Annotated in this window: 26 protein-coding genes, 3 tRNA genes and 1 riboswitch; of the genes, 12 read left to right on the top strand and 17 right to left on the bottom strand. The window is 34.4% G+C overall.

Features of this window, described 5'->3' with window-relative positions; all coding sequences use genetic code 11:
• Window positions 1–344 precede the first annotated feature (344 nt).
• Complete coding sequence (locus ACQ5J2_RS16565) at window positions 345–929, top strand: pseudouridine synthase (RefSeq protein WP_432673327.1); 585 nt, start codon at window positions 345–347, stop codon at window positions 927–929.
• A 12-nt stretch (window positions 930–941) separates the two neighbouring features.
• Window positions 942–1,403 (top strand): tRNA (cytidine(34)-2'-O)-methyltransferase, encoded by a 462-nt coding sequence (locus ACQ5J2_RS16560; RefSeq protein ID WP_432671576.1) that lies wholly within the window; start codon window positions 942–944, stop codon window positions 1,401–1,403.
• Window positions 1,404–2,175: 772 nt separating this feature from the next.
• On the opposite strand, the gene ACQ5J2_RS16555 is transcribed toward ACQ5J2_RS16560, so the two are convergent.
• The 3 genes from ACQ5J2_RS16555 to ACQ5J2_RS16545 are packed head-to-tail and all read right to left on the bottom strand — an operon-like array spanning window position 2,176 to window position 5,148.
• Complete coding sequence (locus ACQ5J2_RS16555; protein WP_432671575.1) at window positions 2,176–2,964, bottom strand: ABC transporter ATP-binding protein; 789 nt, start codon at window positions 2,962–2,964, stop codon at window positions 2,176–2,178.
• 7 nt (window positions 2,965–2,971) lie between these two features.
• Window positions 2,972–3,997, bottom strand: coding sequence for an iron chelate uptake ABC transporter family permease subunit (locus tag ACQ5J2_RS16550; protein ID WP_432671574.1), 1,026 nt, complete (start codon window positions 3,995–3,997; stop codon window positions 2,972–2,974).
• Between the two features lie 8 nt (window positions 3,998–4,005).
• Window positions 4,006–5,148, bottom strand: a complete 1,143-nt coding sequence (locus ACQ5J2_RS16545; RefSeq protein ID WP_432671573.1) for an ABC transporter substrate-binding protein — start codon at window positions 5,146–5,148, stop codon at window positions 4,006–4,008.
• Window positions 5,149–5,275: 127 nt separating this feature from the next.
• A riboswitch (cobalamin riboswitch) is annotated at window positions 5,276–5,533 on the top strand.
• Between the two features lie 31 nt (window positions 5,534–5,564).
• Between ACQ5J2_RS16545 and ACQ5J2_RS16540 the strand changes: the two genes are divergently transcribed.
• A complete protein-coding gene (locus tag ACQ5J2_RS16540) occupies window positions 5,565–7,400 on the top strand; it encodes a TonB-dependent receptor plug domain-containing protein (protein ID WP_432671572.1) in 1,836 nt (611 codons plus the stop codon).
• A 3-nt stretch (window positions 7,401–7,403) separates the two neighbouring features.
• Complete coding sequence (locus ACQ5J2_RS16535) at window positions 7,404–8,450, top strand: YncE family protein (RefSeq protein WP_432671571.1); 1,047 nt, start codon at window positions 7,404–7,406, stop codon at window positions 8,448–8,450.
• Window positions 8,451–8,523: 73 nt separating this feature from the next.
• Here the strand turns inward: ACQ5J2_RS16535 and ACQ5J2_RS16530 are convergent, their stop codons facing one another.
• A complete protein-coding gene (locus tag ACQ5J2_RS16530; protein ID WP_432671570.1) occupies window positions 8,524–9,144 on the bottom strand; it encodes an N-acetylmuramoyl-L-alanine amidase family protein in 621 nt (206 codons plus the stop codon).
• 47 nt (window positions 9,145–9,191) lie between these two features.
• Entirely contained in the window at window positions 9,192–10,640 is a 1,449-nt protein-coding gene (locus tag ACQ5J2_RS16525) for a S41 family peptidase (RefSeq protein WP_432671569.1), read from the bottom strand.
• A gap of 106 nt (window positions 10,641–10,746) precedes the next feature.
• Here ACQ5J2_RS16525 and ACQ5J2_RS16520 point away from each other — a divergent pair, with 106 nt between their 5' ends.
• The 4 genes from ACQ5J2_RS16520 to ACQ5J2_RS16505 are packed head-to-tail and all read left to right on the top strand — an operon-like array spanning window position 10,747 to window position 12,811.
• A complete protein-coding gene (locus tag ACQ5J2_RS16520) occupies window positions 10,747–11,256 on the top strand; it encodes an RNA polymerase sigma factor (protein ID WP_432671568.1) in 510 nt (169 codons plus the stop codon).
• Window positions 11,243–11,707 carry a hypothetical protein gene (locus ACQ5J2_RS16515; protein WP_432671567.1) on the top strand — a complete coding sequence of 155 codons (465 nt, stop codon included), beginning with the start codon at window positions 11,243–11,245 and terminating at the stop codon, window positions 11,705–11,707. Before ACQ5J2_RS16520 ends, ACQ5J2_RS16515 begins: the two co-directional genes overlap by 14 nt.
• A gap of 28 nt (window positions 11,708–11,735) precedes the next feature.
• Window positions 11,736–12,269 (top strand): DUF4252 domain-containing protein, encoded by a 534-nt coding sequence (locus ACQ5J2_RS16510; protein WP_432671566.1) that lies wholly within the window; start codon window positions 11,736–11,738, stop codon window positions 12,267–12,269.
• On the top strand, window positions 12,269–12,811 hold the full coding sequence (locus ACQ5J2_RS16505) for a DUF4252 domain-containing protein (protein WP_432671565.1): 543 nt from the start codon (window positions 12,269–12,271) through the stop codon (window positions 12,809–12,811). The genes ACQ5J2_RS16510 and ACQ5J2_RS16505 overlap by 1 nt, the downstream gene beginning before the upstream one ends.
• A 104-nt stretch (window positions 12,812–12,915) precedes the next feature.
• On the opposite strand, the gene ACQ5J2_RS16500 is transcribed toward ACQ5J2_RS16505, so the two are convergent.
• From ACQ5J2_RS16500 to ACQ5J2_RS16485, 4 genes are read right to left on the bottom strand one after another with little or no spacing between them, the layout of a single operon-like run.
• Window positions 12,916–13,359: a beta-carotene hydroxylase gene (locus ACQ5J2_RS16500; RefSeq protein ID WP_432671564.1), complete on the bottom strand. Its 444-nt coding sequence runs from the start codon at window positions 13,357–13,359 to the stop codon at window positions 12,916–12,918.
• A gap of 23 nt (window positions 13,360–13,382) precedes the next feature.
• Window positions 13,383–14,222: a phytoene/squalene synthase family protein gene (locus ACQ5J2_RS16495; protein WP_432671563.1), complete on the bottom strand. Its 840-nt coding sequence runs from the start codon at window positions 14,220–14,222 to the stop codon at window positions 13,383–13,385.
• 7 nt (window positions 14,223–14,229) lie between these two features.
• On the bottom strand, window positions 14,230–15,687 hold the full coding sequence (locus tag ACQ5J2_RS16490) for a phytoene desaturase family protein (RefSeq protein WP_432671562.1): 1,458 nt from the start codon (window positions 15,685–15,687) through the stop codon (window positions 14,230–14,232).
• Between the two features lie 12 nt (window positions 15,688–15,699).
• Window positions 15,700–16,602, bottom strand: a complete 903-nt coding sequence (locus ACQ5J2_RS16485) for a MerR family transcriptional regulator (protein WP_432671561.1) — start codon at window positions 16,600–16,602, stop codon at window positions 15,700–15,702.
• Between the two features lie 154 nt (window positions 16,603–16,756).
• Here ACQ5J2_RS16485 and ACQ5J2_RS16480 point away from each other — a divergent pair, with 154 nt between their 5' ends.
• Together ACQ5J2_RS16480 and ACQ5J2_RS16475 are read left to right on the top strand one after the other, a co-directional pair.
• Window positions 16,757–17,116, top strand: coding sequence for a hypothetical protein (locus ACQ5J2_RS16480; protein WP_432671560.1), 360 nt, complete (start codon window positions 16,757–16,759; stop codon window positions 17,114–17,116).
• 48 nt (window positions 17,117–17,164) lie between these two features.
• Window positions 17,165–17,632: a lipocalin family protein gene (locus ACQ5J2_RS16475; RefSeq protein ID WP_432671559.1), complete on the top strand. Its 468-nt coding sequence runs from the start codon at window positions 17,165–17,167 to the stop codon at window positions 17,630–17,632.
• Between the two features lie 124 nt (window positions 17,633–17,756).
• Here ACQ5J2_RS16475 and ACQ5J2_RS16470 read toward each other — a convergent pair.
• From ACQ5J2_RS16470 to ACQ5J2_RS16460, 3 genes are all read right to left on the bottom strand, one after another.
• Window positions 17,757–17,839 (bottom strand) — tRNA-Leu (locus tag ACQ5J2_RS16470).
• 40 nt (window positions 17,840–17,879) lie between these two features.
• Window positions 17,880–17,952 (bottom strand) — tRNA-Lys (locus ACQ5J2_RS16465).
• Window positions 17,953–17,981: 29 nt separating this feature from the next.
• Window positions 17,982–18,054 (bottom strand) — tRNA-Lys (locus ACQ5J2_RS16460).
• Between the two features lie 127 nt (window positions 18,055–18,181).
• Between ACQ5J2_RS16460 and ACQ5J2_RS16455 the strand changes: the two genes are divergently transcribed.
• Window positions 18,182–18,700, top strand: coding sequence for a shikimate kinase (locus ACQ5J2_RS16455; protein WP_432671558.1), 519 nt, complete (start codon window positions 18,182–18,184; stop codon window positions 18,698–18,700).
• On the opposite strand, the gene ACQ5J2_RS16450 is transcribed toward ACQ5J2_RS16455, so the two are convergent.
• Entirely contained in the window at window positions 18,692–19,189 is a 498-nt protein-coding gene (locus tag ACQ5J2_RS16450) for a phosphoribosyltransferase family protein (protein ID WP_432671557.1), read from the bottom strand. The two genes, ACQ5J2_RS16455 and ACQ5J2_RS16450, sit on opposite strands and share 9 nt — an antisense overlap.
• Window positions 19,190–19,229: 40 nt before the next feature.
• Window positions 19,230–19,613 carry an RNA-binding S4 domain-containing protein gene (locus ACQ5J2_RS16445; protein WP_432671556.1) on the bottom strand — a complete coding sequence of 128 codons (384 nt, stop codon included), beginning with the start codon at window positions 19,611–19,613 and terminating at the stop codon, window positions 19,230–19,232.
• Between the two features lie 78 nt (window positions 19,614–19,691).
• Here ACQ5J2_RS16445 and ACQ5J2_RS16440 point away from each other — a divergent pair, with 78 nt between their 5' ends.
• Window positions 19,692–20,657, top strand: coding sequence for a hypothetical protein (locus ACQ5J2_RS16440; protein ID WP_432671555.1), 966 nt, complete (start codon window positions 19,692–19,694; stop codon window positions 20,655–20,657).
• A 76-nt stretch (window positions 20,658–20,733) separates the two neighbouring features.
• Here ACQ5J2_RS16440 and ACQ5J2_RS16435 read toward each other — a convergent pair whose 3' ends face one another.
• The 3 genes from ACQ5J2_RS16435 to secA all read right to left on the bottom strand — a co-directional run bounded on the left by ACQ5J2_RS16435 (window position 20,734) and on the right by secA (window position 26,351).
• Window positions 20,734–21,687, bottom strand: coding sequence for a transketolase family protein (locus ACQ5J2_RS16435; protein WP_432671554.1), 954 nt, complete (start codon window positions 21,685–21,687; stop codon window positions 20,734–20,736).
• 51 nt (window positions 21,688–21,738) lie between these two features.
• Complete coding sequence (locus ACQ5J2_RS16430; RefSeq protein ID WP_432671553.1) at window positions 21,739–22,587, bottom strand: transketolase; 849 nt, start codon at window positions 22,585–22,587, stop codon at window positions 21,739–21,741.
• A gap of 407 nt (window positions 22,588–22,994) precedes the next feature.
• On the bottom strand, window positions 22,995–26,351 hold the full coding sequence (secA, locus tag ACQ5J2_RS16425; RefSeq protein ID WP_432671552.1) for a preprotein translocase subunit SecA: 3,357 nt from the start codon (window positions 26,349–26,351) through the stop codon (window positions 22,995–22,997).
• Between the last annotated feature and the right edge of the window lie 19 nt (window positions 26,352–26,370).

Raw genomic sequence — 26,370 nt, 5'->3', positions numbered from 1 at the left:
GTAGCTAAAGGAATGATAAAAAGAAGCCCTTTGATGGAGATTTTAGCCCCGATAGGAGGGAACATCCTCCCGATTTTTCATCGGGAGATGTGGAAGGATAGCGGGAACATGATGTAAAAAATGCCCGAGCGATTGGCTCCCTATTCCCTTTTCCGATAGCTGTTGGAATTGGAATGACAATGAAGGGGATGGGTTGTACTACTGTTATAAACCGCTACATGATATTCTCTCAAACCATTCTACATCAAAACAAACACCACCAACACCCTCAGCAAAGCAAGTAAAGCCACTGGCATTGTTTTAATCTCCTAAACCCACTATCTTTGCCCCACTCGAATCAAGCTATGGCACACCAGCACTACATAATTTACAAACCTTATGGCTATTTAAGCCAGTTTATTTACGAACAAAAACGCAAGAAAAAACTACTAGGCGAACTGCACGACTTTCCTCCAGGCACGATGGCAATTGGCCGCCTTGATGAAGACTCTGAAGGCCTACTTTTACTAACAACAGACGGTAAAGTAAGCCACGCCGTGCGAAGTAAAAAGGTAACGAAAGAATATTATGTCCAGCTTGACGGAATCATAACCGATGAAGCCATTACACGCTTAAAATTAGGCGTTGAAATAGGTTTTGACGGCGAAAAATACACCACTTTACCTTGTGAAGCCAAGAAAATAGATAATCCAAACTTCGAAGTACGTTCTAAAAAAGTCCGTGACGACCGTCATGGCCCTACAACTTGGGCTAGCATCACCGTTAGCGAAGGCAAATTTCGTCAAGTACGGAAAATGACCGCTGCCGTAGGATTTCCGACCCTAAGATTGGTGCGTGTTCGCGTAGGAAACATCCATTTAAACCAAATGAAGTCTGGACAAGTAGTCGAAATGGATAACCTCCTAGAAGTAGTGGGCTCTCAAATTTAAAAACTAAGTTATATGTTGAATATCGTACTCGTAGAACCTGAAATTCCTAACAATACCGGCAACATTGGTCGCCTTTGTGTAGGAACTGAAAACAGATTACACCTCATTCACCCCTTCGGTTTTGAAATTACCGACAAAAATTTGAAACGTTCGGGTTTAGATTATTGGGTACATCTAGATTGGAAACAATATCAGTCCATCGAAGAATGGCGGCACCAAATCGCTGATGTGTCGCGGGTCTTTTTATTTAGTTCACATGCTGACAAATCCTACTTAGAAGCGGATTTTCAAGACGGAGACTGGCTGGTTTTTGGTAAAGAAAGCGTTGGTTTAAGCCCCGAAATGCTAGCAGCGTTCGAGAACCATTTAAGTATTCCAATTTCCCCTTTGGTAAGAAGTTATAACTTGGCAAATGCGGTTGCGTTTGTAATTGGTGAAGCAAAAAGACAATTATTAGTAAAGTCGAATATTTGATTTTGTCTCGCAAAGTCGCTAAGACGCAAAGTTTTGCTGGTAATGATTTATAAATAATTGAAGTATTTTAAAGTATTTAGCTCCAGAATTTTAAATATTTAGCTTTGCGTTCCTGCGGCTTTGCGAGAGATATAAAAACTGAAATGCCGTTGCGTTTGTGATTGGTGAAGCAAAAAGGCAATTATTAGTAAAGTCGAATATTTGATTTTGTCCCGCAAAGTCGCTAAGACGCAAAGTTTTGCTGGTAATGATTTATAGATAATTGAAGTATTTTAAAGTATTTCGCTCCAGAATTTTAAATATTTAGCTTTGCGTTCCTGCGGCTTTGCGATAGATATAAAAACTGAAATGCCGTTGCGTTTGTGATTGGTGAAGCAAAAAGGCAATTATTAGTAAAGTCGAATATTTGATTTTGTCCCGCAAAGTCGCTAAGACGCAAAGTTTTACTGGTAATGATTTATAAATAATTGAAGTATTTTAAAGTATTTAGCTCCAGAATTTTAAATATTTAGCTTTGCGTTCCTGCGGCTTTGCGATAGATATAAAAACTGAAATGCCGTTGCGTTTGTGATTGGTGAAGCAAAAAGGCAATTATTAGTAAAGTCGAATATTTGATTTTTTGTCTCGCAAAGTCGCTAAGACGCAAAGTTTTACTGGTAATGATTTATAAATAATCGAAGTATTTTAAAGTATTTAGCTCCAGAATTTTAAATATTTAGCTTTGCGTTCCTGCGGCTTTGCGAGAGATATAAAAACTGAAATGCCGTGAAACCTACTTAATTCCAAAAACAAACTTCCCCTTTTCTTTATCAAAACCGATGCTTTTATCATCAAAAAGTGCATTAAAAACACCTTTTTCAATCAATTGACAAGGGGAACTCTGCACCGTTTTTTCAGGAGTCATGATAATCATCTCATCGCACAGCTGAATAGCCAAATCAATATCATGTGTCGAAAACAGGATGCATTTATTAGTTTCCTTCGCTAACTTCTGGAGCAATTGCAACAGTGTGAATTTGTGTAAAAGGTCCAAATGCGTAGTAGGTTCGTCCAAAATAATTAAGGGAGTATCCTGTGCCAAAGCCCTTGCAATTAAAACTTTCTGAAGTTGGCCATCGCTAATTTCAAAATGCTTTTTATGTATCAAATGTTCAATTTGCGTCAACCGAATGGCCTCATTAACCTTGTGTTTATCTTCAGGAGTCAACGTACCTAACCAATTTGTATAAGGCTGCCGACCTAGTGCTACCAATTCGAAAACGCTCAAATTACTAGGTGGCAATTGTTCGGTTAGAACCACACTCATTTGCATTGCTAAATCACCCGCTGAATAAGAATTAATGTTTTTTTTATTCAAATAAACGACGCCTTTCAATGGTTTTTGTATGCCAGTTATGGTTTTTAATAAGGTAGATTTCCCAATTCCGTTCACGCCAACTAGTGCGATTAGTTTACCTGTTTGTAATGCTATAGCAATATTCTCAGAAACGATTTTAACCGTTTTTTTATCACGATAACCAATAGAAATGGGACTTGCGTCTAAAATGATTTGGTGCTCCATAGCTCGTTTATTGAATGTTTTTCTTGCCAATTAGTAACCAAATAACCACGGGAGCTCCCATGATAGAAGTAATAGCATTGATTGGTAAAGTCATGGAAAGATAGGGCATTTGTGTAATGATATCGCAAATTAACATCATAATCCCTCCCAATAAAAGTGTGCTAAAAAACAGTATTTTATGGTTACTGGTTTGAAAAAGAAGCTTTGCAATATGCGGAACGGCCAAACCAATAAAAGCAATAGGTCCCGCAAAAGCAGTAATGCTTCCCGCCAAAATACTGGTGGCAATTATAATAATAAATCGTGCTTTTTTGAAATTCAAACCCACACTTTTTGCATAGTTTTCGCCCAATAGTAGGGCGTCCAAGGATTTTATACTAAATAAACTCAACAGTAATCCAACACCCACAACCGCTCCTAAAATCGCTATGGAATCCCAAGACAAATTACCTAGATTTCCCATGGACCAAAAGGTGAATTTCTGCAATTGTTCTGCTGTACTAAAGTAACTCAAGACATTGACAATTGCTCCAGCAAAACTTCCAAACATCAATCCTACAATCAAAATAGACATCGTGTTTCTTAGCCGTTGTGCAATAATTAATATTGCTAAAAGCACTGTAAAACTCCCTAAAAACGATGCGAAAACAATTCCGTAGCTTGATAAAATAACTGTGTTCATAAAGCTTGGCAATAATCCCGCTCCTAAAATCACAAAAGCAACTCCTAAACTAGACCCCGAACTTAATCCTAAAACGTAAGGTCCTGCCAATGGATTTCTGAATAATGTTTGCATCAAAAGTCCACTGATAGAAAGTCCCATTCCAACTAATAATGCCGTAATTGCTTTTGGCAATCTGAAATTTAAAATGATGTATTCCCAAGTTGATTTTGAAGCTTCTTGTCCTGTTAAAACTTTAAAAATTTCCTTCAAAGGAATTGAAACTTGTCCCGAAATTAAATCCAATAAAAAAAAGCACACTAATAAAAGAGTGAAACTTAGGAAAAGTATATAAGAACGTTTTTGGGTCATTCAGTTAACTATTGAATCTGTTCAAAGAAGTAAGGTTTGTAATTTGGCAGAAGTTCCGGATGAAAAACCCAAACTAAATCTTTCAAAACTAAATCAGGACGGTTTGGAGCCAATTCATAATATAAATTCCCACCTGTTTTTCCTTTTTTATTACTGAAGGAATATACTTTTTTGTTTTTAAAGGCGGAAAATTGATTGTAATGCGGATTTGCTTTTTGCATCTCTTTCAACGATGAATATTGACCAGAAGTAATCCAATAATCAGCCTCTTTTGCTTTCTCAAAAACAACTTCAAAAGACAAAGCCAAACTTCCAGTTCCATCAGTTTCTTCCCATAAATAAGCACCGCCAGCTTCTTTAATAAGTTGTGAACCCCAGCTCGAACCTTTAGGCATGTACCACGTTCCTTCAAAAATATCACCTGCTAAAACTGTGGGTTTGATTTTTACTTTTTGTGCTAAAGCAACTGTATTTTTATATTCTTTTTCAATGTTTGCAAAAACAGCATCTGCCTTTTTTTCTTTGCCATACAAAACGCCGAAAAACTTTATCCATTCTGCTTTTCCCAACGGTGTTTGTTCGTTCCAATCGCCGTTTAACATCACTTTTAAGCCACTTTTTTCAAGATTATCTAATGTCGGATTTTTATTGTCTATGCCATAACCAATTATAACATCTGGATTCAAATCGATTATGACTTCGGTGTTTAAGTCTTGATTTTGTCCCAATTCTTTTACTTTTCCTGCATCAATTCTATTTCTAACTTTCTCCGAAGAAATGTAATCTAGATGCGGAAAACCAACGAGTGAATTTTCAACTTCTAACATTTCTAACGAAGGAATATGTGTGGTTGAAGTCACGACAATATTTTTAATAGGAACTGAAATTGTGGTGTATTGCTGTAAACTATCGGGAACAATTCCCTTTTTTTCTTTTAAAATGTACGTGTACTGCTTTGTTGCATTTGGCCATGGATTTACCACATTTAAAACAGTGTAGCCGTCGTATTTGTAGATTGAAAATCCATTTGCATACTGCACTTGATTTTCTGGAATTTCGGAATTTGTTATGATTTCCGCGTTATTATTTTTGCAACTAAAAGCGGAAAAAAGCGTTGTAAATAGAACGATTTTGAGTGTGAAAATTTTCATGAAAAAGATTTTATACGTTGCAAAGGTAGAAGTTATTCTGACTTTTATAGCATTAAATTAATTTCAGCGAAAAATACGAAGCTTACAATTTTCAGGATTTACGTTCGAAATTTCAATATTTAAACTACTTTTGCACCCGAATTAAGGTTGTGATTTTATCAATCACATTAAAAGGGAATTTGGTGTAAAACCAAAGCTGTTCCCGCAACTGTAAGCTAAAAAGCTTGTTGTGAACTACAAAAACCACTGTTTAAAATTCAGGAATTGAGAATTTTAGAATTAGGAATTAAAATCCTAAATCATAAAACTCCAAATTCTAAATCAAAAATGGGAAGGTAGACAACAAGACGCAAGCCAGGAGACCTGCCTTTTTTCGTAACCAATATCGAATCTTCGGGAAAAAAGATTCTGAAATTATGACATTACGATTTTATTTATTTTTATTCGGAATTTTAGTTTGCCAATCTGCTTTGGCACAAATTCGTTCTGCAATTCCGTTGGAAGAAGTAGAAATTTCGGATAAGTCACTTTCTAAATATTCTGATTCACAAAATGTTCGAAAGCTTACTGATTCAGTCATTCAGAAAAGCCAGCCGTCATTGACTAATTTACTCAACTTTTCGACCGGCATTTATTTCAAAGAAAATGGTTTAGGAATGGTTTCGTCGCCCTCTTTTCGAGGAACAACTGCTCAACAAACCGCAGTTGTTTGGAACGGAATTAATATCAATTCGCAATTAAACGGACAAACCGATTTCAATACCATTACAACTTCCGATTTTAATTCCATCCATGTTCGAGCGGGTGGAGGAAGTTCGCTTTACGGAACAGGTGCGATTGGCGGAAGTATTCATTTGAATACGAATTTGCATTTTCGTGATGAATTTTCAAATCGAATAAGTCTAAATTATGGGAGCTTCAACACTTTGGGAGTGAATTATCATTTAAAATATTCCAACGAAAAGCTGAGTTTCTTCGGAAGTATTTCTCGGAATAGCTCTGATAATGATTACGATTATTTGAATTCAAAATTGAAAAATGTGAATGGAGATTATTTCAATTCCAGTTACAACGTTGGTTTTGGCTATAAAATAAATCAAAATAATCTGCTGAAAATTTACAGCCAAGTGTATGACGGTGAACGGCACTTTTCATTAATCAATCCTACCGACAGTAAAACAAAATACCAAGACCTTAATACCAGGAATTTAGTTGATTTAACCACGAATTTGGGTGATTTTACTTCCAATATAAAAATGGGTTTTCTGAGTGAGAAGTATAAGTATTTTGGAAATATTGAAAAGGATATTTTTACTTATGGAAAGGTCGAAACGCTTTTGGCGAAATACAATTTGAATTACCGTTTTAATTCGAATATCCAGACGGATTTCGTCGCTGATTTTACTCAAAATAAAGGCAGTGGTTCGGATATTCAACAAGATAAAAGAACGATTTCTGGATTTGCATTGCAGTTTAAACATTCAGTGAATTCGATGTTTTCATACGATTGGAGTTTGCGAAAAGAAATTACTAGTAATTATAAAAGTCCGCTTTTATATTCACTGGGAACCAATTTCAAACCCGTTAAATTTTATTCATTGAAAGCCAATATTTCTCAAAACTTTAGAATCCCTACGTTTAACGATTTGTATTGGCAAGGAGCTGGAAATTTAGATTTGAATCCAGAGAAATCAGTTCAAGGAGAAATTGGAAATGTGTTTCAATGGGATAACTTCACGTTTACCGCCACGGTTTTTCATTCAAAAATAAAAGACATGATTCGTTGGCTTCCGCAAAACGGAGGAATGTTTAAACCGGTAAATACTGATAGAGTTTCGATATTTGGAACAGAATTTTCAATGAATTTTCAAAGAAAAATAGACATGCATCATTTTAAGTTCAATGCAAATTATTCGTACACAAAATCAGAGAATGAAAAGACAGGCAAACAATTGACGTTTGTTCCTTTTCATAAAACCACGGCATCAATTGCCTATTCATACAGCCGTTTTTCTGGATTTTATCAGTATTTATTTAACGGCGACGTTTTTACACAAACGGATAATAATCCAAAAAGAATCATTGAAAATTACACCGTTTCTAACGTAGGATTTTCTGCTGAATTGGACAAAAATAAAAACTATTCCATAGGATTTAAAATTCTGAATGTATGGAATGAAAACTACGAAAGCGTAGAAAATAGGCCACTACCTGGTCGGAATTACACAATAAATTTAAACCTAAATTTTTAGATTATGAAGATTACTAAAATGCTTTTTATGGCTCTTGCGAGTTCAATTCTATTCGTTTCTTGTAGCGATGATAATGATGACAAAATCGAAATCGAAACGCCACTAGGAGTTTATGATAATGGTATTTTGATTGTGAATGAAGGAAATGGTTCGGCCGGAACAATCTCTTTCATCACGAATGATTTCGCAACAGTGAGTCAAAATATTTATGGAGCGGTAAATTCTGGAGATGGGATTGGCGGTTATGTTCAATCTATATTTTTTGACGGTAATCGAGCTTTCATTGTTTCGAACGGTTCAAATAAAATTACTGTAGTAAATCGGTATACTTTCGAACTAATAGGAAAAATTGAAACGGGTTTTGATGTTCCTCGCTATGGAGTGGTGGTTGATGGAAAAGCATATGTAACAAATTTAGCAAGTTTTTCAGATTTGACAGATGATTTTATCAGTGTCATAAATTTATCCACTTTAACTGTTGAAAGTACGATTGCGGTAAACGCGATTGCTGAACGAATTGTAGAAGAAAACGGAAAATTATATGTTGCCAATGGAAGTTATGGAGCAGGAAGTACGGTTACGGTAATTAATTCCGCTACTGGAATGATTGAAAGTACGATTGATGTTGGTATTTCGCCAAATTCTTTAGAAGAAGAAAACGGATTCTTGTATGTTTTATGCGGAAATTATGCCGACAATAGTAAATTAGTGAAAATTAATTTGTCAACAAATCAGAAAGTTTCAGAAATTGAAATGACAGATTTAGTAAATGCTCAAAACTTAAATATTGATAATAATAAAGTTTATTTCACTGTTAACTCTGATGTTTTTAGCGATAATTTAGCAGCAACTTCTATTAGTTCCATTCCGTTGTTTTCATCAACAGCAACTACTTTATATGGTTTTGGAGTTGAAAACGGGAAAATTTTCGTCGGAGATGCAAAAGATTATGCCTCTGATGGAGAAGTATTTATTTACACTACGTCGGGAACTTTGCAAAAGCAATTCAGTGTTGGTTTGATTCCAAGTGGCTTTTATTTCAACGACTAGTTGTAAATTCACAGCATAAAAAAACGGCTTGTATAGAAATACAAGCCGTTTTTCAGTATAACAAAAGAATATTTTAAAGTGCTGAAATTAGTTCTAAAATAGTTACAGCAATTTTTTCTTGTTGGTTGTCATCAGTTAGGTATTTTCTGTCGTTTTCATTTGATAAAAAACCTAGTTCAACTGTAATAGTTGGGTATGCGGTATCTCTTAATAGTGTAAAATTTGCATCTTTCACACCTCTAGATTTTAAATTGTGATTTGTCACAAATCGAAAATTTAAATCTTCTGCAATTTTTTTTGAATTTTCATACATTACATTTTTTGGTGAAATGTATAATTCTACACCAGAAGCTTCGGTGTTTTCATTTCCATTTACGTGAAGCGAAAGTACTAGATTTGGCTTTAAATCGTTAATGAATTTTGCTCTGTCTTTCAACGATAAAAAACGGTCGTCTGTTCTAGTAAGATGAATTACCACATTTTTATCTGAATTGTTTTCTTTTATTTTTTTCGCGATGGAAGCTACAATATCTTTCTCGGTAATACCGTCAACGGTCATTCCGTCATCGTGACCACCGTGACCAGCATCTATTACAACGTTGATTGTTTTTTTACTACCATTATCAGTTGGTGTAATAAAAGCAAAACAAGCTACAACTACAAAAGCAAGGATAAATTTAAATGTGTTTTTCATAGAATTTGATTTAAGGTTTGTTAAAATAAAACGACAATTTACAGTTATTATTTGATATTTGGCAAAATAATTTCAGTATCATTGTTAATATACATTTCATTTCCAAAACGAAGAATAGATTTAGAAGTTTTAAATTCTTTGCCGTATTGCAAATTACCTTGGGGAACAAAACGACCAGAACCTGTTATCAATCCCAAAGCTGTACTTAATAGTGGCTCGCTTTCATTACCTAAAACACCCAAATTCGATGGGTTTTCAGCTTGTTCAACGGTTGGAATTAATCCGTCTTGATATTCGCCAAAACCATCTTTATTTATCGTTTTAATCACAATAGGTTGCATGGCATACGTATGTCTCGGATTTACATCTTTTTTATTGAATGTTGGCGAATCATACAAAGTTACTGAGCCTACATTTTTACCAATTGTTTTTGTGCCAATTTGGATTACATTAATATAAGGTTTCAATCCGTTTATAACAAGCTCACTGGCGGAAGCTGTTCCTCCGGTTGTTAAAATATAAACTCGTGTCAAATTCAAACTGTTGATAGTAGTATTTCCAATAGAATTCATAAAATTGTTCGTTAATTGCGAAGGATTATTTTCTTCAAAATAGCTTTGAATTTTAGAATTCCACTGTTGTTTTGCAAATAACTGCCCGTTGAATTGTCCTGTAATCATACTAGCCAAGCGTGTTGCAGTAAGAACAGAACCACCACCGTTGTAGCGTAGATCCAAAACTAAATCAGTAACACCTTCGTTTTTTAAGGTTCCAAACGCTTGGTTTAATTCCAAATCATAATTTGCTGTAAAACCATTGTACATTATATAACCCACTTTCTCATTATCAGTTTGAATGACTTTCGTCAAAAAAACAGGATTTTCAGTCAATTCCATTTTAACCAACTCTACCGATTGCCCGTTTGGAGTAATCGCGCCATCATCAAAATCAGCTAAATTTATGATGTACGAATTTGATGAAAGTAAAGTTCGGTAGTTGTCGGCAGTAAGCGACTGACCGTCAATTGCGTAAAAAATAGTTCCTCTAGTGACATTTTTAGTCGAAGCATCGGAGTTTGGAATAATGTAATTGGCTATACCATAAAGCTCTGTTTGACTTCCCGGTTTAAATCGCAATGAGAATTCCATTCCGTTATTTTTAGTAACGCCTTGAAACAAATTTTCTAAATAAACATAGTCTTCTACTAAAACACTGAAGCGGTCAATACTTGGATTCACCTTTAACTCATTAAATAAAGTGAATGGATTGTTGTAATTTGATAAAAACACATTTAGTTGAGCTTGATTTGCAAAACGATTGTCCGCTAAATCAGGGGAATCTTCTTGCCATAAATAATATAAATTCAATCCTTTCCAAATGAAATTCTGAACCTCCAATTCTCTAGGAACATTCAGCGAATCGTCCATATCGTCGCAACTGTACATTGTAAGTGCGGCGAGAATCATTAAAATCAATATTTTATAACTGTATTTCATACTTTTACTTTAAATTACAAACGTAAATTTAACTACTTTAGTTTTAATTTCAGTTCATTTGTAACAAAAAGTATCTGCATTCGTCTTTCTAATATAAAAAGCCTTTATGAATCAATCGGAATTTGTAATTTTAATTCAACCTTTCAAGGACAAGGTATTCCGACTGGCACGTCGTTTGTTAATTAGCGTTGAAGAAGCTGAAGATGTGACTCAAGAAATGCTGATGCGGTTGTGGTATAAGAAAGAAAGTTTACAGCAATACAAAAGTGTCGAAGCTTTTGCTATGACGATGACGAAGAATTATTGTTTAGACCAATTGAAGAGTAAACGTGCTTCTCTTTTAAAAATTGAACAAACAGCCTTTAAAGCTGAAGGTGCAAGTTTGCAAAACCAACTTGAAGATAGCGATAGTTTATTTTGGGTCGAGAAAATTATTGAAAAATTGCCTGTTCAGCAGAAATTAATTGTACAAATGCGGGATATCGAGCAGTATGATTTTGAGAAAATAGCTGACATATTAGAAATGAACGAAACCGCGATTCGGGTTGCGCTTTCAAGAGCCAGAAAAACTATTCGAGAAACAATGTTTAAAGTACACAACTATGGAATTAAGTAAAATTGAAGAATTACTAGAAAAATATTTTGAAGGTAATTTAAATGAGGAAGACGAACAGATTTTGAAAATCTATTTTTCGCAAGACAACGTGGTGTCACATTTACAACAATACAAGCCTATATTTGGTTTTTTTGCAGAAGCGAAACAAATTAAAAGCAAGAAGAAATTTGTGCTGAATGATGTTCGAAATCGCAGAAATAATCGGCGACTTAGCATTTCAATTGCTGCATCGCTTTTAATAGCAATGGGTGCTGGCTTTTTTATGTATACCAATTATTACCCATCAAATCAAGATGATTTAGGAACATTTGATGACCCAGAAATAGCCTTCCTAGAAACACAAAAAGCGTTGTCATTGCTTTCAAAACATGTCAACACAGGTTATGAAAGTGTCGAATATATTGACGAATTTGAAATTACAAGAAATAAAATATTTAACGTAAATTATTAATACACATACTTAACTAAATACTGAAATCATGAAAAAAATAATAGTACTAATTGCCTTTGTTTTGTTGCCAAATTTGTTTTTCGCACAGCAATCTGTTTTTGATAAATTTGATGGTTTGGACGATGTAACCTCTGTTTTGGTTACCAAAAAAATGTTCCAAATGATGGGAAATGTAAAAATGGATGCTAATGATAAGGAAACGCAACAATTTATTGCACTAACAAAAAAGCTGAATAATTTAAAAGTTTTTACCACTTCAGTTCCCAAATATAAAGCGGATTTAAAAGCTACTGCTGAAAAATATTTAGTAACTGCTGGTTTGGAAGAATTGATGAGGGTGAAAGATGGCACTCAGAATATCCGAATTTTAGTTAAAACTGGAGCCAAGGAAACGCAAATCAAAGAACTCTTGATGTTTATTGAAGACAGCGGAAAAAATAACGAAACCGTATTAATGTCGCTTACCGGAGATTTTGATTTGAATGAATTGTCTGTTTTAACAGATAAAATGAACTTACCTGGTGGTGACGTTTTGAGTAAAAGCGGTAAAGGAAAGAAATAATGAAAACCAAAATTTTTTTACTTTCTTTCGCTTGTTTATTATTGGTAAACTGTAATTCAAAACCTTCATTGCAAAAATATTTTGTGAGCCATTCGGAAGATTCAAATTTCATTAGTGTGGATATTTCCCCATCTATTTTAAACATCGACAAGAAGTTGCTTTCTGATGAGGAACAAAGAGCCTTGAGGTCTTTTGATAAAATGAACATTTTAGCTTTTGAATTGCATGAAAGAAACAATTCAGTCTATGAAACAGAAAAAGAAACCGTTCAAAAAATTTTAGATGCTGAAAATTATAATCTTCTGATGAAATACGGCTCAGGAAAACAAGGTGTTGCGGTAAGTTACTTGGGAACCGATGAGAAGGTCGACGAAATTGTGGTGTTTGCAAAAAGTGCGGAAACAGGTTTTGCTGTAGTTCGAATTTTAGGAAATGAAATGACCCCAACTGATATGATGCATTTAATAGTGATTTTGCAGAAATCAAAAATAGATTTAGAGCAATTAAAACCCTTGCAGGAAATGATGCCGAAAAAACAATAATTTCCATTTCAATAGTGACTTTAAAAAAATTTAAAGAATAAGAATTCAAAATAGAATCACCAAAATCAAAGCCTTTCGTTGTTAATTACGAAAGGCTTTTTGCTTTATTTTTTGAAGTATTTAAATGGGACGAGAAGCATTCCAAAACATTCTCCATCTCCTTTACCAATATGTTTATGGTGCATTTTATGAGCTCGTCTTACCGCTTTTGCGTAACGATTATTAGCTTTTCGAAACAATTTAAAACGTTGATGAATAAAAATGTCATGAACCAGAAAATAGGCAAGGCCGTAAGCAAAAATACCCAAACCAATTGCCAAACCAATTTCCAAAATTCCGTTTTGCCATAATAGAAAAAAACCAATACTAATGACGGCATAAATAATAAAAAAAGCATCATTTCGCTCAAACCAAGAATCGTGGTCTTTTTTGTGATGATCGGCATGAAGATTCCACAAAAAACCATGCATTATGTATTTGTGACTGAACCAAGCCATAAATTCCATAAAGAAAAAGGTTAAAAAGAAAACTAAAATATGTATTCCCATTTTGATAATTTTATAACGGTAATTTAAATAATGTTAAGTTTATAGGTGAAGTAACATTTGGCAAACAAACCCAATTTTTGATAATCTGAAACACGAATTCGCGTATTTTTTATTTCCGTTGAAGGCGTTTTTTTTAATTTTGTCAGTAGTTTTTTATAATAAACATATGCGGTATAGACGCCAAATTTGGCCTCTAAAGGCAAATGAATGATTCCAGTAAATGCTTCTTTAAAATCAGCTTCAATTTCTGCAATAATAGCGTTTTTTGAATGTTCATCTAATTTTGACAAATCGGTATTTGGAAAGTAAGTCCGATTTAAATCCTCGTAATCTGCTTTTAAATCCCGTAAAAAATTCACTTTTTGAAATGCAGATCCTAATTTCATCGCGGAATACTTCAGGCTTTCATATTTCTCCATGTCGCCTTTCACGAAAACTTTTAAACACATTAAACCTACTACATCTGCGGAACCATAAATATAGGCATTGTATTCTTCAGTGGTTTTGTACGCTGATTTGTATAAATCGAGTCGCATACTGTGCATAAAGGCGTCAATCATATTTATATCGATGTTGTATTTATGAACCGTATGTTGAAATGAGTTTAAAATAGGATTTAAACTGATTTTTTCTTTCAAAGCCAAATGTAAATCATTTTCGAATCGTTCAAAAAGTGCCACTTTGTTATAATCGTGAAAACTATCTACAATCTCATCAGCAAATCGAACAAATCCGTAAATATTATAAATATCTTGACGAATTGTTGGCGCTAACATTTTTACGGCAGACGAAAATGAAGTACTGTACGAACGTGTAACGGTCCGACTGCATTCAGATGAAACGGTGTCAAAAATGGACTTCATAGATAGTTTAATTTTTTTTAATTAATTCCGAAACTAATTTCCCTGAAATCAAAGCGGGCGGAACTCCCGGTCCTGGAACTGTAAGCTGACCTGTAAAATATAAATTTTCAACCTTTTTACTTTTAAGTTTTGGTCGTAAAAACGCAGTTTGAAGAAGTGTATTTGCCATTCCATAAGCATTCCCTTTGTAAGAGTTGTAATCGGAAACAAAATCATTCTTGCAAAATGATTCCTTAAATATAATGTTATTTTTAATTTTCTGTTGTGTTAAAACTTCAAAACGATTAATTATTTTTTCAAAATATTCCTCACGCAAGGCTGGGTGGTCTTCAATTCCAGGAGCTAAAGGAATAAGAAAGAACCCCGATTCATTTCCTTCTGGAGCAGCACTTGAATCCGTTACTGAAGGAAAATTAGCATAAAAAAGAGGTTCCTCCGGCCATTTTGGTTCATCATAAATATCTCTTGCATGTTGTTCAAAATCAACATCAAAAAACAAGGCGTGATGTGAGATATTGTCTAACTTTCTGTCAAAACCTACATAAAACAGGAGTGAAGAAGGGGCAAAAACACGACTTTCCCAATATTTTTCAGAATACATTCTATATTCAGCATCCAATAGAGTTTCGGAATGATGGTAATCAGCACCACTCAAAATTACATCCGCTTCCACTCTGGAATTATTCACTACTAAAGCAACTGCTTTATCATTTTCAACGACAATTTTATTCACATTAGCATTGAATTCGAAAGTAACCCCTAATCCTAATGCTAAATTTTCGATTGCTTGAACGACATCAAACATTCCATTTTTAGGATGCCAAGTGCCTAAACCAAAGTCAGCATAGTTCATAAAACTATAAAACGACGGAGTTTTTGAGGGTTTTGCACCTAAAAAAAGAACGGGAAATTCTAAAATATGAATTAATCGCTGATTTTTAAATTCACGTTGAACATCTTTGCTAATAGTACTAAAAAATTGGTCTAATTTTTTAGCAGTTTCAAATGTAATTAGCTCTAAAGGTGAAACTCCCGGTCGATATACTAAATCTTTAATTGCGATATCATAATTGCTTTTGGCCTTAGCCATAAACTGCTCCAATTTTGCTCCACTACCTTTTTCAATAGACTCAAAAGTAGCGATGATTTCATCTAAATTATCAGCAATAGATACAAAATCATTTATGCCGTAATAAACGCGGTAAGCCGGCGAAAGTTTTATTAAATCATAATAATCGGAAGTTTTTTTCTCAAAATCATTAAAAAATCGCTCAAATACATCAGGCATCCAGTACCAACTCGGTCCCATATCAAACGTAAAACCTTGTTTCTTTAATTGACGTGCTCTTCCACCAATTGTACTGTTTTTTTCATAAATCGTAACTCTGTTTCCGGCTTTTGCCAAATAGCAAGCAGCTGAAAGAGAAGAAAATCCTGAACCAATAATTGCAATTTCTTGTGGCATATTTAATTTAAATTACAATGATTTAATGATATGTTCCATTGAAAGGAAAATTTTGGTTTGATTTGTATTGCTGTCGGTATGTAAATTATTGAATGCGGTACCTGTAATCCATAATTCAGCATTTGTATTAGCGTCCAATACTGATTGTTGCATTTTTTCGAGATACAAACTTACATTTTCCGCACTGGGATAGTTTGTGATATAGGTCAAAAAGATTGGTGATTCAATTTGTTGCGTAATTTTGTTCAAATCATCAATTTCTATATTTTCACCTAAGTAAATGATTTGGTATCCATTTTTAGCTATTTCATACGTTAAATATTTCAGACCTAAATCATGCGTTTCTTGTGCGGGTAAAAAAAGAACAAAAACTTTTTCATGAATTATTTCCGTGGTTTGCATCACATTTTCTAGTTCTACTGCTAATTTTTGTTTAATTAAATTGACAATAAAGTGTTCGTGAGCGGCAGTTATTGTACCCGTTTGCCAAAGCAATCCAATTTCATTTAAAAGAGGAACAAAAACTTCACTAAATATGCTTGAAAAATATTTGTCGGACAGTAGTTGGTCATATGCTTTATAGAAAGCCTCTCTATTAAAATCCAACATCGCAACCTTAAAAGCTGTTATGGCGTGATTTTTATAGGTTTTGTTTGTAATGGTTTCTTTGACCAAATTTGGTATATTTTCTGAATCGTATTGAGAAATTTTTGAAATTTTATAACCATGATTGTGCAACAGCGTAATGTTCAACAACCTTTGGATACTTGAAAAATCATAATATCGAATGTTGGTGACGGTTCGCATAGGTTCAAGAATGTTATATCTTTTTTCCCAAATACGTATGGTATGAGCTTTAATACCAGAGATGTTTTCTAAATCTTTAATACTATATGCGTTCTTGAAACTGTTCATGCGATTTTTTTTGTTTAACAAAAGTAGGTTATATTTAAACAAAATAAAAGCTTTTAGAAGTAAAAAGTTTTTTTAGAAGATATTTTTAATTGAATTGTTCGTGCTTTTAGATTACAAATAGGACATATTGTAAGTTTAAATTTGAAGAATAATTATGGATACGAAAGAAAGAATAAAGATTTTCATCAACTTTTTGAATATAAATGTTTCTACTTTTGAAAGGACATTAAAGGTTTCAAATGGTTATGTAAACAGTATTTCAAAAGGTATTGGCGGTGATAAATTGGTGATACTTATTGAGAATTTCCCAGACCTGAATGTTGAATGGCTTTTAACAGTTAAAGGAAATATGTTAAAAAGCATGGAAGGGCGTACTTATGTAAATGAGCCAGAAGAAAAATATGGAATTAATTATAAAGAGTTATATTGGAAAGAATGTTATACTGTAGAACTTCAAAAAAAGTTAATTGCAGAACTAGAAGAGAAGCTGGGTATAAAAAGAAATACAGGTTAACAAGCCTGCACATTGGGTAATATATATTAATATTTAAATTTTAAGTTTATGAAAAAAGTAGTACTTATGTTTGTGTTTGCGGGACTTATGTCTTGCTCGAGTGATGATTCAGGAAACAAGATTAGTTCTGATGCATCTATAAAAGGATTGTGGCATCAAACCGATATACTTTCGGGTGGTGTTTCATTTCCTGGATATAGTTGTAATAAGGAGTTGGATTTTGCGGAGTTTCTGGATAACGGTGTTCAGGTTACTAAATATGCTTCCGAAGACAGTAACGATAATTGTATTCAATATACAGAAAACGGGACTTATACTTTAGCAGGAGATTTATTAACAATCAAACAAATGAATGGTTCTGTTTTAATTTTTGAAAGAAGAGCGAATGTAAAAACACTTACTTCTTCAAAATTAGATTTAGAAATCATTTATGAATTTGAATCTGATGGAGTAGATTCTTATACTTCAGAATATGAAGCAGGAGCTGTTGTTTATACTTATGAGAAAGCAAACTAAAAATGCGTTGGAATAAGTTGTAAATACTATGTATGCCGTCGGGATATTGTCGGGATATTATTTAGTAAAAAAAAGCGAAACCCTTATTTTACTAGGTGTTTCGCTTCTTTTTTTGTTGTAAATGTGACCACGATGGGATTCGAACCCACACGCCCTTTCGAGCACCAGCCCCTCAAGCTGGCAAGTCTACCGTTTCTCCACGTGGCCTAAAAAAAGAAAGGTCATTCGAAAAACGAACGACCTTTTGTGACCCGACTGGGGCTCGAACCCAGGACCCCATCATTAAAAGTGATGTGCTCTACCAACTGAGCTATCGAGTCGATGCATTCAAGAAAACTAAGTCATTTTGTGACCCGACTGGGGCTCGAACCCAGGACCCCATCATTAAAAGTGATGTGCTCTACCAACTGAGCTATCGAGTCATTTTGTTTCCTTGAATGCGGGTGCAAATATAAGGTGTTATTATTTATTTTTCAAAGCATTTTTGCTTTAAATTTGTCTTTTTTTTGCATTTAAACTTAACGTATTGTTATTTAAGACTTTATTTTTATGAAAAAGATTTTGGTACTGGGTTATATGGGTTCGGGTAAATCAGTTATTGGTAAAATGATAGCGGAACGATTGCATTTTCCATTCTTTGATTTGGATCAAGTGATTGAAAACCGTCTTCAATTGTCAATTTCTGAAATTTTTTTGAAGAAAGGAGAGATTTACTTTCGTAAAATAGAACACGAAATATTTAACGAACTAATTCTGAATGAAGAAAGTTTTGTTTTGAGTTTAGGCGGCGGAACACCTTGTTACGCAAATAATCATTTACTGTTATCGGGTCAAAATACAGCTTCTGTGTATCTCAACGCATCAATTGACACTTTGTTCTCCAGATTATTTTTAGAACGTAAAAACCGACCTCTAATTGCTAATCTGACGGACGCGGAATTTAAAGAATTTATTGCCAAGCATCTTTTTGACAGAAGTTACTTCTATAATCAAGCTTTGTTGAAAATATTAGTAAATGATAAAACAAAGGAAGAAATTGCCACTGAAATTATAAATAGACTAGCTTAAGTAAGCGTGGTTATTGTCTTTTTCAAAAACTACATTTACGTGTTCAAACAGGGAAGTAGAAAGTGAAATACCTTTAAAATCTGCTTTTACTGGATATTTTTTGTGATTTCGATCCACTAAAACCGCTGTTTTAAACTTTATTAGGGGAACATCTAAAAAATACCGAACGCCATAAACTAAGGTGGTTCCTGAGTTCAATACATCATCCACTAAAATTAAACCTTTGTTTTTATATTCTTCTGATGGTAAAGAAGTTGTAATCAGGTTTGTGGGATTTTGTTTGTCAATAAAAACCTCGCATAATAACACTTTTATTGGAGCTATGGATTGTAATGCTTCTGAAATTTTTTTTGCAAAAAGGTAGCCATTTTCTGCAATTCCAGCAATAACGATTTCCTCCTCATCTACGAATGTTTCATAAATTTGAAAAGCAATTCGCTTTGTTTTATGTGCTATTTCTTGATGATTTAAAATGGTATTTTGACTCATATCAAATTTTATTTGAGTGTAAATTTAAACAATTATTGGTTTAATCCTCTTCTGTATCAAAATCAGTTGTATAACCGTCGATATCCCGACGGTCCTTTTTAGTTGGTCGACCTTCGCCATTTTTGCGGTAATGTTCCTTGGCTAAATTCAATAATTCTAAATGTTCAAACGACTCAATTGGCGTATCATCCTTGCGATACATATCCACTAACTTGGCTCCAACACGATTATCTGGAATGTCTAAAACAGTAATTTTTCGGATTATTTGATCTTTGCGAAAAGTAATCTTATCAGTGGCAAAAACCTCCTTTGAAGGTTTCGCTACTTGTCCGTTAACGGTAACATGATTTTTCTTACAAGCTTCAGTTACCATGTTTCTTGTTTTGTAGTACCTCACGCACCATAAATATTTGTCAATTCTCATTTGTTTTGTAAAATCAGCGTTAATTTTTGATTCAAAAATAAATCAATATTGTATCTTGCGACGAAATTTCTGACAATAATGAACAAAGTTAAGTTTTATTTTATTTTACCTTTAATAAGCGTCGTTTTATTTTCATGTAGTAATGACGATAGTAAAAAAACAACGCCTCCTAGAGATTACACGGTTCAATACCCAACTGATCTTGATTCTATCGAATCTTATCTTAAAACACATTCCTTTTCTGTAATAGAAGAAGGTGGATTGACCGATGTAAAAATTGATACTTTTATTGTAGGAAATGTAGAAGGGAAAGTTTCTATTTGGGACAATACGGAGTTTCCATTGCAGTTTAAAATGGTAAAAAACGATACTCGTACCTCCTATTTAGTTGACGGCCGTATTAGTGATCCCGTTGATTATAAGATGTATTATTTTATAATTAATGACGGTGGTGGAGCTTCTACAACTCGATTTGATTCTACTTATGTGAGTTATAGAGGCTGGAGGTTGACGGATAGTGAGCAATTTGATATTAGTAATCAACCTTTTTGGTCTACTTTTCCGAAAACTTCCAACGACGAGACAGCGTTAATTTCTGGCTTCCGACAATTTACGCCACTTTTGAATGCTGCAGTACCACCATTTGTAACAGGTCCTGATGGGCAAGTATCGTATAATAATTCTGGAGTTGGTGTCGTGTTTCTGCCCTCGGGTTTAGGATATTACAATACTTTCAGTTCTAGTATTCCTTCTTATTCACCAATAGCATTTACTGTCCGATTGCATAGTGTTCGTGAACGTGATCATGATAGTGATACTGTTTTATCAAAATATGAAAATGGAACAGGAGTGGAAGATTTGTTTTCTGTCGACACTGACGGAGATAATATTCCTGATTTTTTAGACAATGATGATGATAATGATAACGTAAGAACGATTTTAGAAGTAAAAAATCCGGCCACAGGTTTGCCTTATGAATTTGCAAATATTCCAACTTGTGTAGGAGGAACTTTAAAAAAACATTTGGATCCAAACTGTCAATAAAGTTCAAATTACACTAAATAAAAAAAATCCAATTCATTTTCGAATTGGATTTTTTTTATGCTTAATTGGGAAAATATTATTTTCTCTTCATTACTTTTTCAACTGCTTCAACAATAGCTTGATTGGTCAAACCATATTTTTCCATCAATTGGTTTGGAGTTCCAGATTCACCAAAACTATCATTTACGGCAACAAATTCCTGAGGTGCAGGATTATTTAAGGATAAAACTCTAGCAACGCTTTCGCCTAGTCCTCCCATAATATTATGCTCTTCCGCAGTAACTACACATTTAGTTTTGGCTAAAGAGGCTAATATGGCTTCTTCGTCCAAAGGTTTTATAGTGTGAATGTTTATCACTTCGGCTGAAATACCTTTTGCTTCTAAAGCTTCTGCAGCAACTAATGCTTCCCAAACTAAATGTCCAGTTGCTACTATAGTTACGTCTGAACCTTCGTTTAATAAAACAGCTTTTCCAATTTCGAATTTCCCGTTTTCAGGTGTGAAATTTGGAACAGATGGACGTCCAAAACGCAAGTAAACAGGACCATGAAAATCAGCAATTGCCATTGTTGCGGCTTTTGTTTGGTTGTAATCGCAAGTGTTGATTACAGTCATTCCTGGCAACATTTTCATCAAACCAATGTCTTCTAATATCTGGTGTGTTGCTCCATCTTCTCCTAAAGTCAAACCTGCGTGTGAAGCACAGATTTTTACATTTTTATCGGAATACGCGACAGATTGACGAATTTGGTCGTAAACTCTTCCCGTTGAAAAGTTGGCAAAAGTTCCTGTGAAAGGAATTTTTCCACCGATAGTTAATCCTGCGGCAATTCCAATCATGTTTGCTTCTGCAATTCCAATCTGGAAAAAACGCTCTGGATGATTTTTCTTAAAATCGTCCATTTTTAATGAACCAATTAAATCGGCACAAAGTGCGACTACATTTTCGTTATTTTGACCTAACTCAGTTAATCCAGCTCCAAAACCGGAACGGGTATCTTTATTTCCTGTATTTGTATATTTTTTCATGAATTCTTTTTTAAAAGTCTTAATACTTAATTCTTACTACTTTTATCTAAATTAATAATCTCCTAAAGTTGCTAGGTTTTGTTCAAATGCTTTAGCTAATTGCTCGTCATTCGGCGCTTTTCCGTGCCAAGCGTGTGTATGCATCATGAAATCTACTCCGTTACCCATTTCGGTATGTAATAAAATACAAACAGGTTTTCCTTTTCCTGTTAACGATTTTGCTTCGTTCAATCCTGCAATTATTGCTTCAATGTCGTTTCCTTTCTCAACGTCAAGAACATCCCATCCAAAAGCTTCAAATTTAGCACGAATGCTTCCCATTGGTAAAACTTCGTCAGTTGTACCGTCAATTTGTTTTCCATTTAAATCAACAGTGGCGATTAAATTGTCTACTTTTTTTGCAGAAGCATACATGATGGCTTCCCAGTTTTGACCTTCTTGCAATTCACCGTCACCCATTAATGTATAAATCAGATGCTTGTCGTTATTCAATTTTTTGGCTTGAGCCGCACCAATTGAAACCGATAAACCTTGTCCCAGTGAGCCAGAAGCAATTCGGATTCCAGGTAAACCTTCATGTGTTGTGGGGTGTCCTTGTAAACGTGAATTGATAAGGCGGAAAGTTGCTAATTCAGCTACGGGAAAGTAGCCGCTTCGTGCTAAAACACTGTAGAAAACTGGCGAAATATGTCCATTTGAAAGAAAAAATAAATCTTCGTCCAATCCATCCATATCAAAACCTTCTTTTCGGTCCATAATATTTTGGTACAAGGCTACAAAAAATTCTGTACAACCTAGAGAACCTCCCGGATGACCTGAATTTACGGCGTGAACCATACGAAGAATATCTCTTCTTACTTGCGTGCTAAAATCGATTAATTGTTGTGTGTTAGGTTTCATTTTTTGTGTAAAAGTTAAACTGTGACAAAGATAAACAGATAATTCGGTTTATGACTTATAGAGAAAACCGAATTTCAATAACTTATGAAAAGTTATGAGCGTTGAAAATGATTATTTTTTTAAATACTAGCATTCAAAATGAAAATTGCAATTGAAAATTTTAAATCCTTAATACCTTTCACTACGCGTGAAGGATGGAAGAGTAGCTCTTTTTTATACCATTTTTTTTAAAAAGGGATTAAAAAAGCGGGAACGAACAGCCCAACCCTCCCGCCAAAACTTAATGAAATTTGAAATTTTTTTACGTCAGAAAACAGATTTTAAATAAAAAATGGGTAGGTCACGCCCAAAAAAAAATCCTCAAACTGCAGTAGTTTGAGGATTTTGTATTTAGATTTCGAAGGAAGTTATTCGTTTACAATAACCCATTCACCACTAGCTAAAAGTGATTCGGCTTTTTTGTATTTCATAGTTTCCGTTTTTCCACTAATCATGTGTTTGATGGTAACATTGTCGTTCCGGTTGATTTTGGGCATGTCGCGCTTAATCGTTTCCGTAACTTGACGTTGTTGCGTTTGACCTGCTTCGCGATTTTCAGCAGCAGCTTGGTCACTATTCATTATTTCGTCTTTTGAAGTTGTGTAGTCTTCTTTCTGACGAAGAACTTCTGGAGCTTCTTGAATAGTTGCCGTGTTTTGTTGCGGTAAATCTCCTTTGAACAAGAACGAAACTACTTCTTTATTTACACCATTCAACATAGAGCTAAACAATTTGAATGCTTCAAATTTGTAAATCAGCAATGGGTCTTTTTGTTCGTGAACGGCTAATTGAACCGATTGTTTCAACTCATCCATTTTACGTAAATGCTTTTTCCAAGCTTCATCCACAATTGCCAAAGTGATGTTTTTTTCAAAATCAGCAACTAATTGTTTCCCTTCACTATCGTATGCTTTTTTCAAATCCGTAACCACATTTAGCGATTTGATTCCATCTGTAAAAGGAACTACAATTCGTTCAAATTGATTGTTTTCGTTTTCAAAAACATTTTTGATAATCGGCAACGCTTCTCGAGCACTTCGGTCTGTTTTTTCCGTGTAATACTCTAATGCTGATTTGTAAATTTTTCCAGAGATTTCAATTGGCGTAAGCTTATTGAATTCACCTTCAGAAATTGGACTTGTAATTGAGAAATATCGAATTAATTCAAATTCAAAATTTTTGAAATCATTTACTTCTTTATTTGAAGTTGCAACTAATTCACAAGTATCGTAAATCATGTTGGCAATATCCACTTTCAAACGTTCACCATGCAAAGCGTGACGACGGCGTTTGTAAACTACTTCACGTTGTGCATTCATCACATCATCGTATTCCAATAAACGTTTACGAACACCAAAGTTGTTTTCCTCTACTTTTTTCTGGGCTCTTTCAATAGATTTGGTCATCATAGAATGCTGAATCACTTCACCTTCTTTCAATCCCATTCTATCCATTACTTTCGCAACTCGTTCTGAACCAAAAAGTCGCATTAAATTATCTTCAAGCGAAACATAAAATTGTGAGCTTCCCACATCTCCTTGACGACCTGCCCGACCTCTTAACTGACGGTCTACTCGACGAGAATCATGACGTTCAGTACCAATAATTGCTAAACCACCCGCTGCTTTAACTTCTGGAGATAATTTAATATCGGTTCCACGACCCGCCATATTTGTTGCAATCGTTACAACTCCTGGTTTTCCAGCATCTTCAACAATTTGCGCTTCTTGCTTATGCATTTTGGCATTCAAAACGTTGTGAGGAACGTTTCTCATTTTCAACATTCGGCTTAATAATTCAGAGATTTCAACAGAAGTTGTTCCAATTAATACTGGACGTCCTGCTTTTGATAAATCAGCAACGTCTTCAATTACTGCGTTGAATTTTTCGCGAACCGAACGGTAAATCAAATCTTCTTTATCGTTACGTGCCATCGGACGATTTGTCGGAATTTCAACAACGTCTAATTTATATATTTCCCACAATTCACCTGCTTCAGTTACGGCTGTTCCCGTCATACCTGCAAGTTTGTTGTACATTCTAAAATAATTTTGCAATGTTACCGTTGCAAAAGTTTGAGTAGCCGCTTCAATTTTTACATTTTCTTTGGCTTCAATTGCTTGGTGTAAACCGTCAGAATAACGACGACCGTCCATGATACGACCCGTTTGCTCATCAACAATCATAATTTTGTTGTCCATGATAACGTATTCTACGTCTTTTTCAAAAAGAGAATAGGCCTTTAACAATTGCGTTAATGTGTGGATTCTTTCGCTTTTAATACCGAAATCTTGGAATAGTTTTTCTTTCTCTTCCGCTTCTGCATCAATTGCCAATTTCATTTTTTCAATTCGGGCAATTTCAGTTCCGATATCTGGTAAGATAAAGAAATCAGCATCTTCATTTGTAGATAACGATTTGATACCGTTGTCTGACAACTCAACTTGATTGTTCTTTTCTTCAATGACATAGTACAACGCATCATCCACTTTCGGCATTTCGCGGTTGTTGTCTTGCATATAATGATTTTCAGTTTTCTGAAGCAATTGTTTGATTCCTTCTTCACTTAAAAATTTAATTAATGCTTTATTTTTAGGCATTGCACGATAAGCTCTCAATAATTGAAAACCACCATCCTTTGTATTTCCTTCTTTGATTAATTTTTTAGCTTCTGTCAAAAATCCATTTGCCAGTTGACGTTGAAGTGCTACCAAATTTTCAATTTTCGGTTTCAATTCCATGAATTCATGTCGGTCTCCTTGAGGAACCGGACCAGAGATAATCAACGGCGTTCTTGCATCGTCAATCAATACAGAATCGACCTCATCGACAATGGCGAAATTGTGTTTTCTTTGCACTAAATCCGTTGGCGAATGAGCCATGTTATCTCTCAAATAATCAAAACCAAATTCATTGTTAGTTCCGTAAGTGATATCTGCATTGTAAGCTGCACGTCTGGCGTCAGAATTTGGTTGGTGTAAATCGATACAATCAACTGACATTCCATGGAATTCAAAAAGTGGCGCTTTCCAAGCACTATCACGTTTTGCTAAGTAATCATTTACGGTTACTAAATGCACTCCGTTTCCGGTTAAGGCATTTAAGTAAAGCGGTAAGGTTGCAACCAAAGTTTTTCCTTCCCCTGTTTGCATTTCGGCAACTTTACCTTGGTGTAAAACCATTCCACCAATTAACTGAACATCATAGTGAATCATGTCCCACGTAATCAATTTTCCGGCAGCTGACCAAGTATTTGACCAAAGTGCTTCATCACCTTCTATGGTAATGTATTCTTTTTGTGCAGAAAATTTCAAATCGTTTTGATTTGCTTTTACGCGAACTACAGAATTGTCTTTGAATCTTTTTGCTGTTTCTTTTACCACTGCAAAAGCTTCAGGCAAAATGTCTAAAAGTGTTTTTTCTGAAATATCGTATGCTTCTTTTTCTAAAGCATCAATTTGGACATAAATATCTTCTCTTTCGTCAATGTCAACTTTTTGCTCTACTTCAAGTTTAAGTGCAGCAATTTTATCGTCTTTTTCTTGACGCGCTTCTTGTATTCGCTTTTTAAATTCAGCGGTCTTTGCCCTTAGTTCATCGTGAGATAATGAAGACAACGAAGCCTCAAATGTTTTAATTTTAGTTAAGTAAGGCTGTAATGCCTTTACGTCTTTCTCAGATTTATCACCGACAAAGGCTTTAAGAATGCTGTTTATGAAGCTCATATTATATAATTCTATTATT

The sequence above is a fragment of the Flavobacterium sp. SM2513 genome, from assembly GCF_050908145.1.
Taxonomy (GTDB): domain Bacteria; phylum Bacteroidota; class Bacteroidia; order Flavobacteriales; family Flavobacteriaceae; genus Flavobacterium.
This window is presented reverse-complemented; position numbering and strand designations above follow the sequence as displayed.

What these genes read in the sequence shown, in the direction of transcription:
- ACQ5J2_RS16550 (WP_432671574.1), bottom strand. Translation starts at nt 3,997, where the DNA reads ATGACCCAAAAACGTTCTTATATACTTTTCCTAAGTTTCACTCTTTTA.
- ACQ5J2_RS16505 (WP_432671565.1), top strand. Translation starts at nt 12,269, where the DNA reads ATGAAAACCAAAATTTTTTTACTTTCTTTCGCTTGTTTATTATTGGTA.
- ACQ5J2_RS16485 (WP_432671561.1), bottom strand. Translation starts at nt 16,602, where the DNA reads ATGAACAGTTTCAAGAACGCATATAGTATTAAAGATTTAGAAAACATC.
- ACQ5J2_RS16540 (WP_432671572.1), top strand. Translation starts at nt 5,565, where the DNA reads ATGACATTACGATTTTATTTATTTTTATTCGGAATTTTAGTTTGCCAA.
- ACQ5J2_RS16500 (WP_432671564.1), bottom strand. Translation starts at nt 13,359, where the DNA reads ATGGGAATACATATTTTAGTTTTCTTTTTAACCTTTTTCTTTATGGAA.
- ACQ5J2_RS16480 (WP_432671560.1), top strand. Translation starts at nt 16,757, where the DNA reads ATGGATACGAAAGAAAGAATAAAGATTTTCATCAACTTTTTGAATATA.
- secA (WP_432671552.1), bottom strand. Translation starts at nt 26,351, where the DNA reads ATGAGCTTCATAAACAGCATTCTTAAAGCCTTTGTCGGTGATAAATCT.
- ACQ5J2_RS16555 (WP_432671575.1), bottom strand. Translation starts at nt 2,964, where the DNA reads ATGGAGCACCAAATCATTTTAGACGCAAGTCCCATTTCTATTGGTTAT.
- ACQ5J2_RS16475 (WP_432671559.1), top strand. Translation starts at nt 17,165, where the DNA reads ATGAAAAAAGTAGTACTTATGTTTGTGTTTGCGGGACTTATGTCTTGC.
- ACQ5J2_RS16515 (WP_432671567.1), top strand. Translation starts at nt 11,243, where the DNA reads ATGGAATTAAGTAAAATTGAAGAATTACTAGAAAAATATTTTGAAGGT.
- ACQ5J2_RS16435 (WP_432671554.1), bottom strand. Translation starts at nt 21,687, where the DNA reads ATGAAAAAATATACAAATACAGGAAATAAAGATACCCGTTCCGGTTTT.
- ACQ5J2_RS16545 (WP_432671573.1), bottom strand. Translation starts at nt 5,148, where the DNA reads ATGAAAATTTTCACACTCAAAATCGTTCTATTTACAACGCTTTTTTCC.
- ACQ5J2_RS16445 (WP_432671556.1), bottom strand. Translation starts at nt 19,613, where the DNA reads ATGAGAATTGACAAATATTTATGGTGCGTGAGGTACTACAAAACAAGA.
- ACQ5J2_RS16495 (WP_432671563.1), bottom strand. Translation starts at nt 14,222, where the DNA reads ATGAAGTCCATTTTTGACACCGTTTCATCTGAATGCAGTCGGACCGTT.
- ACQ5J2_RS16450 (WP_432671557.1), bottom strand. Translation starts at nt 19,189, where the DNA reads ATGAGTCAAAATACCATTTTAAATCATCAAGAAATAGCACATAAAACA.
- ACQ5J2_RS16565 (WP_432673327.1), top strand. Translation starts at nt 345, where the DNA reads ATGGCACACCAGCACTACATAATTTACAAACCTTATGGCTATTTAAGC.
- ACQ5J2_RS16455 (WP_432671558.1), top strand. Translation starts at nt 18,182, where the DNA reads ATGAAAAAGATTTTGGTACTGGGTTATATGGGTTCGGGTAAATCAGTT.
- ACQ5J2_RS16430 (WP_432671553.1), bottom strand. Translation starts at nt 22,587, where the DNA reads ATGAAACCTAACACACAACAATTAATCGATTTTAGCACGCAAGTAAGA.
- ACQ5J2_RS16490 (WP_432671562.1), bottom strand. Translation starts at nt 15,687, where the DNA reads ATGCCACAAGAAATTGCAATTATTGGTTCAGGATTTTCTTCTCTTTCA.
- ACQ5J2_RS16525 (WP_432671569.1), bottom strand. Translation starts at nt 10,640, where the DNA reads ATGAAATACAGTTATAAAATATTGATTTTAATGATTCTCGCCGCACTT.
- ACQ5J2_RS16440 (WP_432671555.1), top strand. Translation starts at nt 19,692, where the DNA reads ATGAACAAAGTTAAGTTTTATTTTATTTTACCTTTAATAAGCGTCGTT.
- ACQ5J2_RS16535 (WP_432671571.1), top strand. Translation starts at nt 7,404, where the DNA reads ATGAAGATTACTAAAATGCTTTTTATGGCTCTTGCGAGTTCAATTCTA.
- ACQ5J2_RS16560 (WP_432671576.1), top strand. Translation starts at nt 942, where the DNA reads ATGTTGAATATCGTACTCGTAGAACCTGAAATTCCTAACAATACCGGC.
- ACQ5J2_RS16520 (WP_432671568.1), top strand. Translation starts at nt 10,747, where the DNA reads ATGAATCAATCGGAATTTGTAATTTTAATTCAACCTTTCAAGGACAAG.
- ACQ5J2_RS16510 (WP_432671566.1), top strand. Translation starts at nt 11,736, where the DNA reads ATGAAAAAAATAATAGTACTAATTGCCTTTGTTTTGTTGCCAAATTTG.
- ACQ5J2_RS16530 (WP_432671570.1), bottom strand. Translation starts at nt 9,144, where the DNA reads ATGAAAAACACATTTAAATTTATCCTTGCTTTTGTAGTTGTAGCTTGT.